19 protein-coding genes are annotated in these 16,427 nt (G+C 32.2%); 15 read left to right on the forward strand and 4 right to left on the reverse strand.

The features are described from left to right. Positions 1-90: 90 nt before the first annotated feature. The 6 genes from Ccar_RS24380 to Ccar_RS24405 all read left to right on the forward strand — a co-directional run bounded on the left by Ccar_RS24380 (position 91) and on the right by Ccar_RS24405 (position 6,190). A complete protein-coding gene (locus tag Ccar_RS24380) occupies positions 91-990 on the forward strand; it encodes a LysR family transcriptional regulator (RefSeq protein ID WP_007061560.1) in 900 nt (299 codons plus the stop codon). Positions 991-1,773: 783 nt separating this feature from the next. Continuing rightward, the gene (locus Ccar_RS24385) at positions 1,774-2,343 is read left to right on the forward strand and encodes an HD domain-containing protein (RefSeq protein WP_007061559.1); all 570 of its coding nucleotides are present in this window, start codon (positions 1,774-1,776) and stop codon (positions 2,341-2,343) included. Positions 2,344-2,431: 88 nt separating this feature from the next. Then, a complete protein-coding gene (locus Ccar_RS24390; RefSeq protein WP_007061558.1) occupies positions 2,432-3,925 on the forward strand; it encodes a DASS family sodium-coupled anion symporter in 1,494 nt (497 codons plus the stop codon). A 104-nt stretch (positions 3,926-4,029) separates the two neighbouring features. Then, entirely contained in the window at positions 4,030-5,004 is a 975-nt protein-coding gene (locus Ccar_RS24395) for a hydroxyacid dehydrogenase (protein WP_007061557.1), read from the forward strand. An 18-nt stretch (positions 5,005-5,022) separates the two neighbouring features. Beyond that, positions 5,023-5,721, forward strand: coding sequence for an RraA family protein (locus Ccar_RS24400; protein ID WP_007061556.1), 699 nt, complete (start codon positions 5,023-5,025; stop codon positions 5,719-5,721). A gap of 109 nt (positions 5,722-5,830) precedes the next feature. After that, positions 5,831-6,190, forward strand: coding sequence for a hypothetical protein (locus tag Ccar_RS24405; protein WP_035774812.1), 360 nt, complete (start codon positions 5,831-5,833; stop codon positions 6,188-6,190). Here Ccar_RS24405 and Ccar_RS24410 read toward each other — a convergent pair. After that, complete coding sequence (locus Ccar_RS24410; protein WP_242655096.1) at positions 6,153-7,142, reverse strand: helix-turn-helix transcriptional regulator; 990 nt, start codon at positions 7,140-7,142, stop codon at positions 6,153-6,155. The genes Ccar_RS24405 and Ccar_RS24410 overlap by 38 nt on opposite strands. Positions 7,143-7,369: 227 nt before the next feature. On the opposite strand from Ccar_RS24410, the gene Ccar_RS24415 reads away from it, so the two are divergent. The 3 genes from Ccar_RS24415 to Ccar_RS24425 all read left to right on the forward strand — a co-directional run bounded on the left by Ccar_RS24415 (position 7,370) and on the right by Ccar_RS24425 (position 9,201). Further along, a complete protein-coding gene (locus Ccar_RS24415; RefSeq protein WP_007061553.1) occupies positions 7,370-7,942 on the forward strand; it encodes a flavin reductase family protein in 573 nt (190 codons plus the stop codon). Positions 7,943-7,958: 16 nt separating this feature from the next. Continuing rightward, on the forward strand, positions 7,959-8,531 hold the full coding sequence (locus Ccar_RS24420) for a flavin reductase family protein (protein WP_007061552.1): 573 nt from the start codon (positions 7,959-7,961) through the stop codon (positions 8,529-8,531). A 400-nt stretch (positions 8,532-8,931) separates the two neighbouring features. Then, positions 8,932-9,201 (forward strand): hypothetical protein, encoded by a 270-nt coding sequence (locus Ccar_RS24425; RefSeq protein ID WP_007061551.1) that lies wholly within the window; start codon positions 8,932-8,934, stop codon positions 9,199-9,201. Between the two features lie 155 nt (positions 9,202-9,356). Here the strand turns inward: Ccar_RS24425 and Ccar_RS24430 are convergent, their stop codons facing one another. Together Ccar_RS24430 and Ccar_RS24435 are read right to left on the reverse strand one after the other, a co-directional pair. Then, positions 9,357-9,770, reverse strand: a complete 414-nt coding sequence (locus Ccar_RS24430) for a hypothetical protein (RefSeq protein ID WP_007065063.1) — start codon at positions 9,768-9,770, stop codon at positions 9,357-9,359. Positions 9,771-10,264: 494 nt separating this feature from the next. After that, positions 10,265-11,206, reverse strand: coding sequence for a helix-turn-helix transcriptional regulator (locus Ccar_RS24435; RefSeq protein ID WP_007061549.1), 942 nt, complete (start codon positions 11,204-11,206; stop codon positions 10,265-10,267). Positions 11,207-11,313: 107 nt separating this feature from the next. Here Ccar_RS24435 and Ccar_RS24440 point away from each other — a divergent pair, with 107 nt between their 5' ends. Both Ccar_RS24440 and Ccar_RS24445 read left to right on the forward strand, forming a co-directional pair. Then, positions 11,314-11,952, forward strand: a complete 639-nt coding sequence (locus Ccar_RS24440; RefSeq protein WP_007061548.1) for an MBL fold metallo-hydrolase — start codon at positions 11,314-11,316, stop codon at positions 11,950-11,952. Positions 11,953-11,996: 44 nt separating this feature from the next. Then, positions 11,997-12,737 (forward strand): DNA/RNA nuclease SfsA, encoded by a 741-nt coding sequence (locus Ccar_RS24445; protein ID WP_007061547.1) that lies wholly within the window; start codon positions 11,997-11,999, stop codon positions 12,735-12,737. Between the two features lie 530 nt (positions 12,738-13,267). Here Ccar_RS24445 and Ccar_RS24450 read toward each other — a convergent pair. After that, positions 13,268-13,588, reverse strand: a complete 321-nt coding sequence (locus Ccar_RS24450) for a winged helix-turn-helix transcriptional regulator (RefSeq protein ID WP_007061545.1) — start codon at positions 13,586-13,588, stop codon at positions 13,268-13,270. A gap of 181 nt (positions 13,589-13,769) precedes the next feature. Here Ccar_RS24450 and Ccar_RS24455 point away from each other — a divergent pair, with 181 nt between their 5' ends. The 4 genes from Ccar_RS24455 to Ccar_RS24470 all read left to right on the forward strand — a co-directional run bounded on the left by Ccar_RS24455 (position 13,770) and on the right by Ccar_RS24470 (position 16,385). Next, complete coding sequence (locus tag Ccar_RS24455) at positions 13,770-13,991, forward strand: NifU family protein (protein WP_007061544.1); 222 nt, start codon at positions 13,770-13,772, stop codon at positions 13,989-13,991. A gap of 124 nt (positions 13,992-14,115) precedes the next feature. Then, a complete protein-coding gene (locus Ccar_RS24460) occupies positions 14,116-14,757 on the forward strand; it encodes a flavodoxin family protein (RefSeq protein WP_007061543.1) in 642 nt (213 codons plus the stop codon). Between the two features lie 99 nt (positions 14,758-14,856). Beyond that, entirely contained in the window at positions 14,857-15,399 is a 543-nt protein-coding gene (locus tag Ccar_RS24465; RefSeq protein WP_007061542.1) for a flavodoxin family protein, read from the forward strand. A 527-nt stretch (positions 15,400-15,926) separates the two neighbouring features. Continuing rightward, positions 15,927-16,385, forward strand: coding sequence for a GNAT family N-acetyltransferase (locus Ccar_RS24470; RefSeq protein WP_007061541.1), 459 nt, complete (start codon positions 15,927-15,929; stop codon positions 16,383-16,385). The last annotated feature ends 42 nt before the right edge of the window (positions 16,386-16,427 follow it).

The following is a 16,427-nucleotide window of genomic DNA, read 5'->3' on the forward strand; positions in this document are numbered from 1 at the left end:
TAATTTGACTATTTGGATGAAGAATATGATATAATTGTTTACATGTTTTTTAGTAATAGCTATTGATAGCTTTATAAAGGAGGATGCAAATTGAATACTCATCAATTGGAATGTTTTATTTTGTTGGCAAAGTCTTTGAATTTTACAAAAGCTTCTAAAGCAATGTATATTACACAACCAGCTTATAGTAGAATTATATCTAATCTGGAAGAGGATATTGGAGCAAAACTTTTTATAAGAGATAAACGATCTGTAAAGCTTACGGCAGCAGGAAAGACATTTTTAGAAGAAGCAGAGAAGATGATATATCACTACAATAATAGTCTAATAAAGGTAAGGCAATCAGAAGAAGGATACCTTGGTAGTTTGAAAATAGGTTTTTTAGAAGCTTCACTACATGATTTTTTACCAGATTTCGTTAATTTTTTTAGAAAAAAGTATCCTAATATAAGTTTAGTGATGGCAGACAATAGACATACTGCATTGTTAAATGAGCTTTATAATGATAAGGTTGATATAGCCTTTACAAATACAGCTGGATTTATTGAGACAAATGATTTGGTTTTTAAGACGATTTATGAAGATTATTATTGTGCTGTATTGCCAGTAGATCATCCAAAGGCAAAGGATGATACTATAGAATTATTAAATTTAAGGGACGATCATTTCATTTTAATGAATCCTAATGTCTCAGCACAAAGTAATAACCGTATAAAAAATATATGTTTAAGTCATGGATTTATACCTAAGGTTAGTGGTAATGCAAATACTGTTACAGCATTATTGACTCTGGTAAGTTGTGGAATGGGGGTTAGTGTTTTATTACATAGTCTGGAATATCTTGCTCAAAACAATATTAAGTTTTTGAGAATTAAAAGGAACAATGATCCTATACGAGTGGTAGCAGCTTATAAGAAAGTTAATGATAATCCCTGTATACCTATATTTACAAAGGCGTTAGATGAGTATAATTCTGTAAAAAATTTGTAATGGATTAAAGCTCATTCAATTCTACGTTCTTCCAACAGATATTAGATGGAAAGCCTTGCCCAAGGAGAAATTTGGAGCAGCCAGCTCAATACATCGGTATTTTATATATAGTATCAAATGAAATTAAAACTTTTAAGAGATATAGATATTTATTGTGATGAAAATAAGAATAGTAAAAGAAAGGGTATGCCAATTATGGTATACCCTAATTGTAATGCGGATTTTTATTATAGTAGTAAAAAAAAGAAGAGAAACATTCATATCTAACAGAAGATGATGACTGTATATATTTATCCGATGGCTACCATCCGTAACACTCCCATCACACTCTGTGAAAGCGACTATCACCAAATCACAGATTTGGGATATCTGCTTTTCTTAGGTGGGAGATAACGGCTGACACGCCCCTGGATAAGTTCTTCTAAGACTCAGATGGGTAAAATACCTAAATGGTATTTTACGAGCTTTGCTCCGGCAATAAATACCTAAATGGCATTTAACGGGCTTGCCCAGGTAAGAGGTATTCCTCTTAAGCAAACTCCACCTGAGTCTAAGAATCACTTGATAAATATACTTCTCAAAATGGGATTCTATATATTTCTATTATTTCATTTATAAAAAAGTAATAGAATTTTGTAATGACTGTAATACATTTTATGCATTTTACGGTTGAAAATTAGGATGTTATTATTAACGTGTAAGGACAAGCTGTGTATCTAATCGATTAATTACCAGTGTAAACGAAAAACATTTTAGCTAAAATTTCTATGGAGGAATGGAACTATGAAAACAATAAGCAAAGAAGAAATTAAAGCATTATTTCCAGAATTAGATTTGGTAAATAACAAAGAGCTGGTTGATAAAGCATGTGCAATATGGAAGGAGGCATTTGAGGCAGGAGCTTGGGATGATATTATGAAACCTCAATTTGCTACATTAGCACCAAATGTTTCTCTTGTGAATCATACAAGAACAATTATTAGAAACTCTGTTAATATGGCGGAGAATGTAAAAGAAGCATATGGATACAAAGTGGATATGGATGTATTAATTATCAGTATTCTTTTACATGATGTATGCAAAATAGTAGAAAATGATCCAGGAGAAGTTGAAGGCACATGTGTAAAGAATAATATGGGTAAAACATATCAACATGGATTTATGAGTGGGTACTATGCACAAAAATATGATTTTCCAGAAGAAATTGTTGCAACTGTAATAGCTCATGCAGGAGCATCAAAAGTTATACCAAGAACAATAGAAGGACTGATTTTATATTACAATGATGTGGCAGATGCAGATATACATTTCTTAATATCAGGGGCAAAACTTATATTAGATACTAGAAAATAAAGATTACATTAAATTTTTAAGTTAATTATATAGTTTGAGTAATATATTTACATTTAATTAAAAATGTATATAAAAAAGGAGAAACATTATGGATAAGAAAACGTTCTTAAGGCTTTTGCCAGTCATTTTTTTAGGCTTAATAGTTTGGATTATACCAACACCGCAAGGCTTAATAGATATAACCTTATCAAGTAAATTAGCTAAAAATCCAGCAGGGGCAGCTAAGTTCGCAGCAAATACATGGCATATGTTTGGTATTTATGCAGCAATACTTTGTGGTTTAATACTTAAACCTTTCGCTGAACCAATTATAGTAATGATTATTTTAGCTGTTGCGTCACTTTTCATGGATCCTACTAAAGTATATGCAGGCTATGGATCACCATCAGTAGTGTTTTTGCTATCAGTAGTACTTGCATGTGGAGCATTTACAAAGACAGGTCTAGGAAAACGTATAGCCTTTGTACTGTTGGAGAAATTAGGAAAGACTAAATTCGGTGGAACATCAATAGGATTAGCTTATATATTGTTAATTTGTGACTTGATTTTAAGTCCAGCAACTGGATCAAATACATCACGTTCAGCAATTGTATTTCCAATTTTTAAAGGTGTTTGTGAGTCTTTAGGTTCTACACCAACAGAAAATCCTAAAAAGCTAGGTGCTTATCTTGAATTGACATATCATATGATATCAATGGGTACAGCAGTTTTATTCTTAACAGGTATGGCTTCAAATGCAGTTATTGCCTCAACAATTCAAAGTTCAGGAGGAGCTGTTCTTTCTTGGATGTTTTGGTTTAAGGCAGCAATTGTTCCTGGAGCAATAGTATTATTTATCATACCACTTGTCATGTACAAATTGTATAAACCAGAAATAAAAGAATTAGGAGACATAGATCATCTAATTGTAAAGGCTAAATCAGAGATGGGTCCAATGAAAAGCAAAGAGAAGATTTTACTTGGAATATTTATATTTTCAATTTTAGGATGGATGTTTGGACCTCAAATAGCTATCGGACCAATCAAGGGTGTTGATATGCAAGTAGTAGCATTCTTATTCATAGGACTTGAATTATTATTTGGTATCATGAATTGGGATGATCTTTTAAAAGAAAAAATGGCTTGGAGCATGTATATGTGGTACGGTGGTTTCTTTGGAAGTGCAGCCATATTGGCAAATGGAAAATTCTATCCTTTTTTAGCATCACTTCTTAAGAAATACTTAAATTTAGCTCATGTTAATGGATGGCTAGTTATACTTATATTACTTATTATGGCGTTTGCTGTAAAATACTTCTTCGTATCAAATTCTGCTTATATTGGAGCAATATATCCTATAATACTTACACTAGCACTTACAACCCAAGCGAATATAACAGTACTATCTTTATTGTTGGCTTTCTTTGGTGGATATAGCTGCTGGTTAACAAACTACGGAAATGGTGCAAGTATATATATATATTCACAGGGTTATGTTGATCAAAAGGACTGGTATAGAGTAGGAACCATAATGGTAGGTATAGTTATGTTAATATACGTAGTAGTAGCTTTACCTTATTGGAAAATCCTTGGAATTTACTAGGATTTATAAGAATTGATTATAAATATTACAGCAGTGCAACTAGGTTCTGCAAAATATTTTATAAAATAAAGTATTAGATTAAAAAAAATTTAGGAGGAATAAAAATGGGATATAAAATATTATTACCACAAGAAATAACACAACCAGCAAGAGATTATCTTGAGAATTTAGGCTATGAATTAGTAGATGGAAGGGGAAAAGAAGTCGAAGATGTAATTAAAGATATACCTGACTGTGATGCAATAATTGTTAGATTGACTAAAATGACAGCTGATGTTTTCAATGCAGCACCTAAACTTAAAGCTGTTGCAAGGCATGGTGTTGGTTTTGATACTGTAGATCTTGAAGCTGCTAGAAAAAATGGTGTTCAAGTTGTATATGCACCAAAATCTAACTGTATGTCAGTTGCAGAGTGTGCAATTTTCTATATACTTTATTGTGCAAGAAACTTTACAAAGGTTAAAGAAAACATAAAAAAAGATTACTATTATGCAAAATTAAAAGTAAATAAAATTGAGCTAGATGGTAAAACATTAGGTATTATTGGATGTGGTAACATCGGTTCACTTGTTGCTAAGAAAGCAATGTATGGATTTAACATGAAGGTTATGGTTTATGATCCATATAAAACACAAGAACAGCTTCCAGAAGGTGTTGAGAAAGTTAAAGATAGAGATAGAATTTTTAAAGAATGTGATATTGTTTCAATGCATTGTCCAGCAAATACTGAAACAGTTGATTCAGTTGGAGAAAGAGAATTTGAAATGATGAAGGAAACAGCATTCTTCATTAATACAGCTAGAGGTAAACTTGTTGTTGAAGGAGATTTATATAAAGCTTTAACAACTGGAAAAATTGCAGCAGCAGGTCTAGACGTTCTTAGAGAAGAACCATGTAGCCCAGATCATCCATTATTATCATTAGAAAATTGTGTTGTTGGACCACATATTGGAGCAGCTACTAATGAAGCAACTAACAGAGCATCACTACACTCAGCACAAGGTATTCATGAAGTATTATCTGGTCAAAAGCCAACATGGCCAGTAGTTGAATTTGATTATACAAAAAAAGTAGATTAGTATTAGGAGGAAAATAATATGCCAGTAGGAAATAGAGTATTTTTAAAAAGGGAACTTCCAGATAAAGAATTAGTGAAAGCATTTAGTGAACTTCCAGCAGCAAATGTTGCAGATGCTATGGGACGTCTATGTGCACTTCATTCAGATATAAAGCTAATGTCAAGTCCAACAAAAAAGATGTGTGGAGTAGCTATAACTGTAAAGTCTCGTCCTGGTGATAACCTTACTTTACATAAAGCACTTAATATAGCTGAAGAAGGCGATGTAATAGTAGTTTCAAATGAAGGAGATAGAAGCCAATCAATAATGGGTGAAATCATGTATAAATATCTTTCTGAATACAAAAAGATTAAAGGTATTGTAATTGATGGGCCTATACGTGATATTGATGTAATATCTAAGTGTGAAATGCCAATATATGCAACTGGGACAACTCCTGGTGGTCCTTATAAAGAAGGTCCTGGTGAAGTAAATGTACCAATTGCTTGTGGACGTATAGCTGTTAACCCCGGAGATATAATTCTTGGAGATCATGATGGAGTAATCGTAATTCCTAAAAATGATGCAGCATTAATATTAGATAAAGCACAGACTATTGCAGCAGGAGATGCAGCAAAGGTTGCAGCTTCAGCATCAGGAACAGTTAATAGACAATGGGTAGATGATTTGCTTGAGAAAAAAGGTTATGAAGTCATAGATGATGTATATAGACCTTAATAGAATCTAAGCTAAGATAGATTTGAGTTTGTTTAAGCTCAAATCTATCTATTTTGATATTTAATTTTAAATAAGAGCAAAGTATTTTAATGATGAAAAGATGGATAGATTGTATGAAGAAAATAGGGATAATATTTTAGAACTAAAAATTAGACAAAGTGAAGAATTAGCTGAATCTCTTTTAGAACTCGCTCTGACCGAAAAAACAGAGATAAGCTTTGAAGAACTGGCTGATCCTTATTCTCGCCATCTTTGTGAGCATCTGAAGACTGCACCAAAGCAGGTGACGAGCAGAAGCAGCCAGTTTCTTGATGCCTGTACTAAATTTAGTAAAGGTGAGATCTTGCATGATGAACTAATCAGTGTTACGGTTGAAAAAGGGTTTAATAACGTTATTGATGCATTTCACGTTGAAGCCATAATATTGACCATTAAAGCTGACGAGGAGAAGTACCATAATACCGTTTAAAGGCCTTATAGAAATTGCTGCTATTGCTGTATCCGAGCATATCAGCAATTTTTTCAATGGAAAGATCCGTATGATCCAATAATAGCTTGGCTCTTCGCATACGTGATTCAGCTAGCAAAGCAGAAAAGGTCTTCCCTGTCTTTTCCGGCAAAAGACGGGAAATATAGACGGGGTGATATCCGAAATGGGATGCAATGTCATTCAATGTTACAGAATCAGAGTGTGATTCGATATATTCCATAATCCGGTCAATTAATGTCGTGCCAGTAGGTAGATGCTGACGCTTGTACTCATAGGAAAGATACATTGCAAGGGACATGACCATAGGTTTTAAAATTTTCTGTGAGTCCTCTGTTTTATGAGCATATTCAAGAATCATGACATTCAGCAGCTGCCAGATTGGTGAAGAAGCTGGAATTTCCAGATGAACGAACTCTTCTGCATATTTGTTTTTATGTGGTTCCAGAAAAAAATTAAGCATGGAGTTATCTGCTGAGAGCGCACTCAGGTATTCCCGGAAAAAGGTTTCTTTACGAATCAGTACTCCGAGAATAATAAATTCGTGATCAGAATCCCGCTTAACAGCATAGCCGCTGTAGGGCTGACCGATATAGCAGTCTCCTTCTTTTACCGTGATCCGATTGTTATAGTTGGCGCTTAATGCATCATAATCTCCGTGGTAAGCAAAATGAATGAAAAAAAAGTCCTGGCGGTGAAAATGCTCCTCAATTTTTTTCCCTTTAAATGCACACACCATAACTTCCTCGGATTTCTCTCCCAACCAATGCGAAATCAGTTCGTTATTTCCTGAGGACGGATCCGGGCTAAAGTCCCAATTGAGGTGCGGAAAGTCCTGACCGAGTTTTTCTAATGCGTGATCGATTTCGGTATCGCAATTCCAAGACATAACAACATTCCTTTCTTCAGATTTCTGAGCAATTCTTTCAAGCATTGCAACGTTTTTTGGTAAATCAGAAAATCTTATATCTAATTATAGGTTAAAATATGCCATGATTCAAGTTAATATTTAGCGCTGATTTGGAAGGTGAAAATCTATATGATGGAGTAGTAGCAAGAAAGTTCAAATTAAAAGGAATAGAACACATCAGGAAAACATATCGTTAAGAGCATAATGCATGGGATAACTGTAATTTATTACATAATTTAAGGAGGATAAATATGTCTAGAAAAAATATCGGAGCAAAGCCATACATCACACCGATGCCGGTTTTGATGATTTCATCTTATGATGAGGCTGAAAAGCCCACTGCCATGTTAGCAGTATGGGGAGGAATCACGAATGAGACAGAAATTACTATTACCGTAGCATCTAAGAGAAACACGTTAAAGGGAATTCTTGCCAGAGGTTCCTTTGTTGTAAGTATGGCGGATGTGGAAAATGAAGTTGCCTGTGATTACCTTGGTATAACAACAGGAAATAAAGTGGAAGATAAGTTTGAGAAGTCCGGATTCCATACAACAAAGTCCGAATTCGTAGATGCACCGATTATCGATGAGCTTCCTTTTGCCGTTGAGTGCAGAGTGAAGAGCTATGATGAGGAAACCTGGAGACTGGTAGGGGAAATCGTCAATGTAAGTCTGGATGAACGGATTCTTGGAGAAGATGGCAAGGTATCATTTGAAAAATTCCATCCGATCACTTTCGATTGGATGAATAAGTCATATCTGTCCGTTGGTGAAAAGGTCGGTGATGCTTATCGCGACGGACTTCAGTTAAGAGAGAAGAACTAAGAGGAGGTTGTTTATTATGATGAAAAATTTAGGTCCAAACGTTTTTTCGTATGGTTATCCAGTGCCGGTTTTAATGGTTGGCACTTATAATGATGATGGAACAGTCAACGTGATGAATTTGCATGAGTGTACAAGGACGAATGCCGGTGATCTCGCATTATGTATTGGTCCACGTAGTAAGACACATGAGAACATTGAAAAGAGACGAGCATTTACTGTTGCACTGGTTAATCAGAATTTGATAAAGGAAGTGGATTACTTTGGAATTGTAACCGGCCATAGAGTTCCTGATAAATTTGCAAAAACAGGCTTGAAGGCTGTAAAGAGTGAACGCGTCAATGCCCCTATCATCGAAGGCAGTCCACTAGTCATCGAATGCGAACTCATAGAGGTTGTAAGAGGAAATAATTTCACTACTGTACTTGCCAGGATTGTCAATGTAGCGGCAGATGAGTCAGTGTTAGATAAAACCGGCATAATTGATGCCAAGAAAACAGGAATGTTATTTTTTGATTCGTTCAGCAACAGCTATTTTTCATTAGGTGAGAAAGTCGGAAATGCATGGGGCGAAGGAAAAAAGTATATGTAAATTCTTGCCATACCTGCACACTGGTACACACACGGAATATAAGTCGATGTTAGATATAACAAAAAATCGATGCCAGGAAAATCAGTTTGTAGGGATATAATGGATATTGTTTTGATATGTTTCCTAAACGAGGAAATCTAAAAACATCAACGCTGTTATGTCGAGCCAAATAGTAATGAATTTTATGGTATTTTTGCGACATTCCCTGCAAAGGTATTGATGCAATCACATATATGTTTAATTTAAGTAGGTTGGTGAGTTAATTACTAGCCTTTTTATTTATATACAAATTTTAAAAATGAGCTCTGTTTTAAATAAGTGTTAATATTATGTATAATAAGAATATATGGTATTAAACAATCGTTTTAAATTGTAATATATAGGAGGTGCAATTGAAAAAGTGATAGGTAGATGGGATCAAAAACAAACAGATGAGAAAGTTCTGTATGTACTTAGCAGTATTTGTTCTATAAGCATAATAGTATTGGTATGTATGCAGATTTTAGGTGTTTGGAAAACTGCAATAAATGTATTTGAGCCATTGCTGGGTGTGTTAATGCTAATTCAAACTATTCAGAATTGGAAGAAAAATAAATCGGTTGCTAAAATTAGTTTATGTGCTGCAATAATTATTTTTGGATTTTCAATTTTTGTATTTGTGATAAGATAAAGTCAAGTACCCCTAGCTTGGCTGGTGGTACTTGACTTTAAGGCTATGTTAAAGAATAGTGTTCATAATAAAACATTTTTTAAGTGAACTTATTAAAAAATTCTCTTATTTCCATTTCGTGAATATTATTACCAATTAAAAATCTATCTTGTGATTTATGCCGGTTCATGTTTATCAATGATATACCATCCAGTTTCCGTTTTCTTAACAGTAAATGTTATTGGTACATTCCAGGAACCTCCGACTGCTTTATTTTGAGAATCCTTTATGCTAACTGAATATGTCATTTTCACATAAATTATATCTTTTTTTACACTTTGTGAATCTTCCTTTAGACTAAAGTCTACCTTGAAAGGCTTTTTATATTCAGGATTATTTACTGGATAAGCATTATAAATATTAGTCCTTTTAAAAACATCTTCTGACATATGCTTTGACAATTCATCAGAATATCCTTTATCAGTAAGAAATGCTTCCTTGACCGTATTATAGATGTCAATTTTTTTATTGCTGCTGCTTGTTTTGCTTATTCCGCAAGATGTAAGTATAAGCATGAATGCAATTAACATAATTAAATATCTTATACACGACTTTTTAATAACAATCACATCCTTTAACTTATGAATAAATATATTTGTAATTTTATACAAATTAATCATTTATTTAATTATACATAAAATGAATACAAAATTACAAACACTTTACATAAGTTAAACATAAATTGCCTTTCTAACACTATAATCCTTTAATTTTGTATCAATATGGGATGTGTGAGATCGTACCAAGAGGTTTTTGCTTTTTATAGTATCCTTTTCTATGTTAAAGATTTCAAGCCACTTAAACCAATATATTAAGTGTTACTAAAAACTGTAATCTAATGAACAATAGTAAATTATGACGACGTAACTAGATTACAGTATTAGAATTAAGAATGCTGAAATGTACCATAAGTAAATAATATTATTACTAAAGTTAGATAACAAAACACTTCATTTTACTATTAAAAATAATGTAGATATACTGATAGTGTGTTTATCTAGTTGAACTACCTAAATATAGAGTTTTATTTAGGTGGTTTTTTGTATATACTCAATAGTTTTTCTATTCTTTTTATAATCTCAACTCTAACATGCTCAGGTTCTAAGCATTCACATTTATCACCAAAGCGAAGAATTATATTATAAAAATAATCGTCTTCAACAAAAGGAAAATAAGCTATATATTTATTATCTTTATAAAGAGTAATATTATCTTTACCACAGAATTCAAGCATAATATCTAAAAGTGATTCGTGAATAAGAAGTTTAAGAGTAATAGTTTCTCTATCAGTTTTAAAATAGATGTCCTGTGAATCGTAATCAAACTCTCTGGGAATAAAGGTTTCTTCAAGAACTTTAAGTGAAGATATGTTAGAAACTTCAAAAATTCTAAAATCTTCTCTCAAGGTACAGTAGCCTTGTATATACCAGCTTGAATTTTTTAATACCAACCTATAGGGTTCTATTTTTCTTTCGCTCTTTTGTCCTAGACGATCAAAGTATTTAAAAGAAATAAAACTATTTTTATTGATGGCAGTTTTGATTTTTTTTAGGCTTAACTGTATTCTTTTATTGCCAAACCAAGGTGTATGATCAATTTTAATTCGATTTGTTTTTTTCTCAACTTGTTGAAGTTCATCTTTAGGAACTAATCCCTTAAGTTTTGCCATAGTATTAAGAAGCTCTTGATTAGAAATAGTTGAATGAATACTTTTAAGACCAATCAATAATTCAGTAATGTCTGAAAGAGTAAAAAGTTTTTTCTCTATTTTATATTTTTCCATTATACCAATACCACCATTTGCACCACGATAAGTAATTATAGGAATACCAGCTTGATTTATCGTGTCTATATCTCTATAAATTGTTCTAAGATTTACTTCAAACATTTTTGCTAGTTCAGGTGCACTAATTTTTTTTCGTTCAAGCAATATCATAATAATGGATACTAATCTATCTATTTTCAAAATTATTCACCTCAAAATTTATTTTATTTAATAATATAATCATGACATAATGTTGTCAACATTAGTGGGTTAAAATAAGTTTATAAAAAAGAAAGGAGAAATTTAAAATGATAGAAATAAGCAAAGATTTATATCAATCTTCTGCACATATTCCATTTATGCACTTTACACTTCATCAATATTTACTTTTAACAGAGGAGCCAGTACTAGTATCTACAGGTACTATGCAGCAGGCGGAACAAGTATTACCAGAAATTAAGAAATTATTAAATGGGAAAGAACTAAAATATATTCTTTTTCCACATATAGAATCTGATGAATGTGGTGGATTACCAGTATTTCTTAAGGAATATCCAAATGTAATCACAGTATGTTCAGAACTTAGTGCTCGTGAATTATCAGGATTTGGTTATAAAGGAGAAATTCAATCAAAAAAACACGGAGAATTATTAACTGGAAATGGTTTTTTATTTAAATTTATTGACTATCCATCTGAAGTACATCTTCAAAATGGTGTTGTTTTTTATGAAGAAACTAGGAAAATATTTTTCAGCAGTGATTTAATGTTGAGATTCGGTGATGCCATTGGTCAAACAATTGATAGTAGCTGGAAAGAAGAAGTAGGAGCAATAAACATTGAGCGAATTCCAAATGAAAATCAGTTAGAAACATTAAAAAATAGTTTATTAGAAATAGAACCTAAGTTTATAGCTGTAGGGCATGGATTTTGTGTAAACTGTAAATGATGTATAAAAAATTATAATAGATATGGATTTAGAAAGGGTATGTTATGGATAAAAATAGTTTTAAGTTTAGTGAACCTCTTGTAGAAGGTGTAATTGTAAAAAGAAAAGGTCAATTTACTATGATTTGTGAGATTAATGGGGAAATTAACAATTGCCATTGTCCAACAACAGGAAGAGTGGGTAATCTAGATCTAAGTGGTCTGCCATGTTTACTTTCAAAAAGCAGTGATCCTAAACGAAAAACACCATACACAGTGGAGGCAGTATCTTTGAATCGTCTAGAAGACTTTAATAAGTCATGGATTGGTATTAATCAAAATGCAGCAAATCGTTATGTAGAGCACTATCTTGTAAATGGAGGCTTTAAAGATATGGTTGGAGCAGGAAATGAGGTATTAAGAGAACAAGTTCTTGGTATATCTAAACTTGATTTTCTTGTAGGAAACACCTACCTTGAAGTAAAGACTCCTCTTCAACATTTGCAGGTTGAATATCCAGATTATATAAAAACAAAAAAAGCTACTCCATTTAGTTCAACTGATAGATTCGTAAAACACATAACAGAATTGGGAAAGAGCCTTCAAAACCACCAAAGAGCTATCCTTTTAACATGCTTTATTTATAATAATCCTGGTTTTGAGATAATTGAAAAAAGTACTAACTATGAAGAAGTAAGAGCAGCAGTAGATAAAAGTATTACATTAGGTGTTGAGATGTGGCAGGCTAATTTTGAAATTCAGCCAGAAGGTGTTCGATTAGTACGATATTTTAAGAGAGAAGTTTAAAATAAACAAAAAATAATTTTCTGTTTTTTTCATAAGACTGACTATTCTGTTGAAATGAAGTACTTTTTTATGTATCTAACCTGAAGCAAAGTTAATTCGGAATTTTCTTATATTGAGCATTATAGGTGTGCAATCCTATCTACAATTTTTTAGGTTATATTTCAACACTATATTAAAACAGAGCCTAAAAATAAAAAGTTAGTAGTGTGTAGGCAGCGGTTAGAAGAAAGACCGAGGTTGTCTATTGAATGTATCGTAAAAACAATGCTATAATGTAAACTGTAGAAAGTTATAAATAGAGAAAAACAGCCTTGAGAGATAAAACTCTCGAGGCTTTTTTAGTACAAAAAATTAAGGCTTCAGACTTATGTTCTGAGGCTTTTGCTATTGTTGGAGGAATTAAATACTCTTATTAATCTGATTTTTGACTATATGAAAAAACTTGCCGAAGTAAATTCTTTTGAAATTATAGAACAAAATACTTTTGTTAGTTTGTTAAATAATCTTTTTTCATAAAAAGTTATGGATTCTTATTCTAAATTGCACTCTCCCCATTCATACATACTTTGAAGGATTGGCACAAACTGCTGACCAAGATTTGTTAAAGAATATTCTACTCTTGGTGGAACCTCCTTATAAACTTCACGATGTAATAATCCATCACTTTCTAATTCCCTGAGTTGTTTTGTTAGCATGGACTGTGTAATATCCGGAAAAATACGTTTTATCTCTCCAAATCTTCTTGTTTCTGCGGAAATATACCATAAAAGTGACAATTTCCACTTTCCACCAACAATTCTTTGTACTTTGTTTAGTCCACAATTACACGAAAATTTCTTGCTTTGGTTCATATTTTTATCTCCTTAAATATATATTATGCTCTTAAAAGACTGTAAAACCCCATTAGTATTATTTTTGATAGTATGTTCTAAAAATAATAGTACTTGTTTAAAATAAGATATTCCAATAAACTAAGTATAGCAGATTTAGAAAGAACAATCATTACAAAATTTTGAAAAGGGAGATATAAAGATGAAAGAATTAATAATGAAATCATTAAATAAAATTAGACCAATGCTGCAAAGAGATGGTGGAGATGTTGAACTAGTTGATGTTAGCAGTGATGGAATTGTAAGTGTAAAAATGCAAGGTGCTTGTGGAAATTGTCCAGGAGCAATGATGACAATAAAAGGAGTTATAGAAGCAACATTAAAGGAAGAGGTTCCGGGGGTTAAGGAAGTTATAGGAGTTTAAAAATAAATAAATTTAATGCATTGGTATAAGTAAAAGAAAAGAATATTAATATAATTTTAAACAGTTATGTGAAGAAAAATAATAATAAAACTAAGAAAACAATATGAGAAGGAGATATTTAATTATGAAAGCAATTGCGATAAATGGCAGCCCTAGAAAGGGTTGGAATACGGAAAAATTATTAAAAGAGGCTTTGAGAGGTGCTGAATCTGTTGGTGCTGAAACTAAATTAGTGCAGTTATATGATTTAAAATACACTGGTTGTAAAAGTTGTTTTGGATGCAAAAGAAAGGGTATGGAATCTTTCCACTGCAGCTTAAAAGATGAACTTACTCCTGTATTAGAAGAAATCTTTGAGGCAGATGCAGTATTCTTAGGATCACCAATTTATTTTGGAGATCTCACAGGGCAAATGGTAAGTTTTTTAGAAAGACTGGAATTTCCACTTTGTTCGTATGATGATTACAGCAAACAATTATTTGATGGAAAAGTCAATGTTGCATTCTTCCATACAATGAATGCACCAAAAGAATATTATAAAAATGCCATGGAAAAACCTTTAGAAATGCGTTCTTCTGAACTGTTGAAGCGCCTTGGAGGAAGCGTAGAAGTTTATGCAAGCTGTGACACATATCAGTTTAATGATTATTCAAAATATCATTCTGGTATGTTTGATGAGGCACACAAGAGAAAAGTTAGAGAAAATCAGTTTCCTAAAGATATGGAAGCAGCATATGAAATTGGTCGTAAGCTTATGAGCAAATAGGAAGGTTTAAAATCCAGCAAAACGATTTAGGCATTTGATGAACAAGTTAACATTAAAATCATGGGTTAATAGCCTAAATTTGCAAGGAGAATTTTTAAGATGAAAGTATTAGTATTAACAGGTAGTCCACATAAGAAGGGAACGTCATCTTTGCTAGCTGATGAATTTATTCGTGGAGCAAAGGAAAGTGGAAATGAAGTGAGCAGATTTGATGCAGCATTTGAGGATGTACATCCTTGTATTGGCTGTGGGAAATGTGAGAATGGAAAGAATTCTTGTGTATTTAAGGATGATATTAACAAATTAAACCCGCTGCTTTTGGAAGCAGACAGAATTGTGTTTGTTTCGCCAGTCTATAGTTGGGGATTAACAGCGCAGTTAAAGGCTGTTATTGATCGAGCATTCATGCTAAATGCATTTTCTATTCAGAAGAATAAAAAAGCAATGTTGATGGTCACATGCGCATCAGGAGAAGAATGGATAACAGATCCCGTTGAGGCACAATATAACAATATTTTGAAGTTCATGGAATGGGAAGATGCCGGAAGAATTTTAGCAAGAGGTTGCGCTGCAAGACCAGATATTGAAGTTACAGATTTCCCAAGACTTGCTTATGAAGCAGGAAAAAATATTGCAAAGTAGATGGAGGTAAGGGCATATTTTAGCTTTAAATCAATGGATCTGAGTCAAAGTTAATTCGGAATTTTCTTATATTGAGCATTATAGCTGGACAATCCTATCTGTAATTTTTTAAGTTATATTTCAACACTATATTAAAACAGAGCCTAAAAATGAAAAGTCAGTAGTGTGTAAGGCAACGGTTAGAAGAAGGACTAAGGGTCTCCATTGAATGTATCATAAAAAACATGTTATAACGTAAACTGTAGAAAGTTATAAATAGAGAAAAACAGCCTTGAGAGATAAAACTCTTGGGGCTTTTTTAGTACAAAAAATTAAAGCTTCAGACTTATGTTCTGGGACTTTTGATTATTGTTGGAGGAAAACTCACCTTCATTGTCCTCTGTCAAATGTCCTCTCAAATAAGATTATATTATTACTTTTATAGTATGGATACACTTTATTTTTTATTGCAATAAAATAAAGTTTGATATTTTTAAGTATGTTATAATTTACTAAAAGATAAATAATAATTTGAAAGGAAAAAAAACATGAAAATAGTCGATGGAAGAATATATTTACCAGAAATCAAAGGTTTAATTGTTGAATATACAAAATCACTTAATCGAGATTTGACTTTTCAACATTTGAAAGAAGAATTAAATGATTTGGAAGCCAAATATACGAAGCCTAATGGAGAAGTTTTAGCAGCTATTTCTGATGAAGGAAATGTAGTTGGTTGTGTTGCATTTCATAAGCATACTAATAAGCGTTGCGAAATGAAAAGATTATATGTGAAACCAAATTATAGAAAATTAGAAATTGGTCGGGAGCTAATAAAAGATATAATTGAATTAGCTTCCAAAGATGGCTTTGAAGAAATGGTATTAGATACTCTAAAGCCCTTAAAGAGTGCTATTCATTTATATAAAAAATTCGGCTTTCAAGAAATTCCAGCATATTATGATAATCCAATGGATGATGTTATATATATGAGATTAGTTTTATAAATTCCAATTTAAAGTTAAGTATTATAAATAGTAAATTTAGTG

The organism is Clostridium carboxidivorans P7 (assembly GCF_001038625.1).
Taxonomy (GTDB): domain Bacteria; phylum Bacillota; class Clostridia; order Clostridiales; family Clostridiaceae; genus Clostridium_AM; species Clostridium_AM carboxidivorans.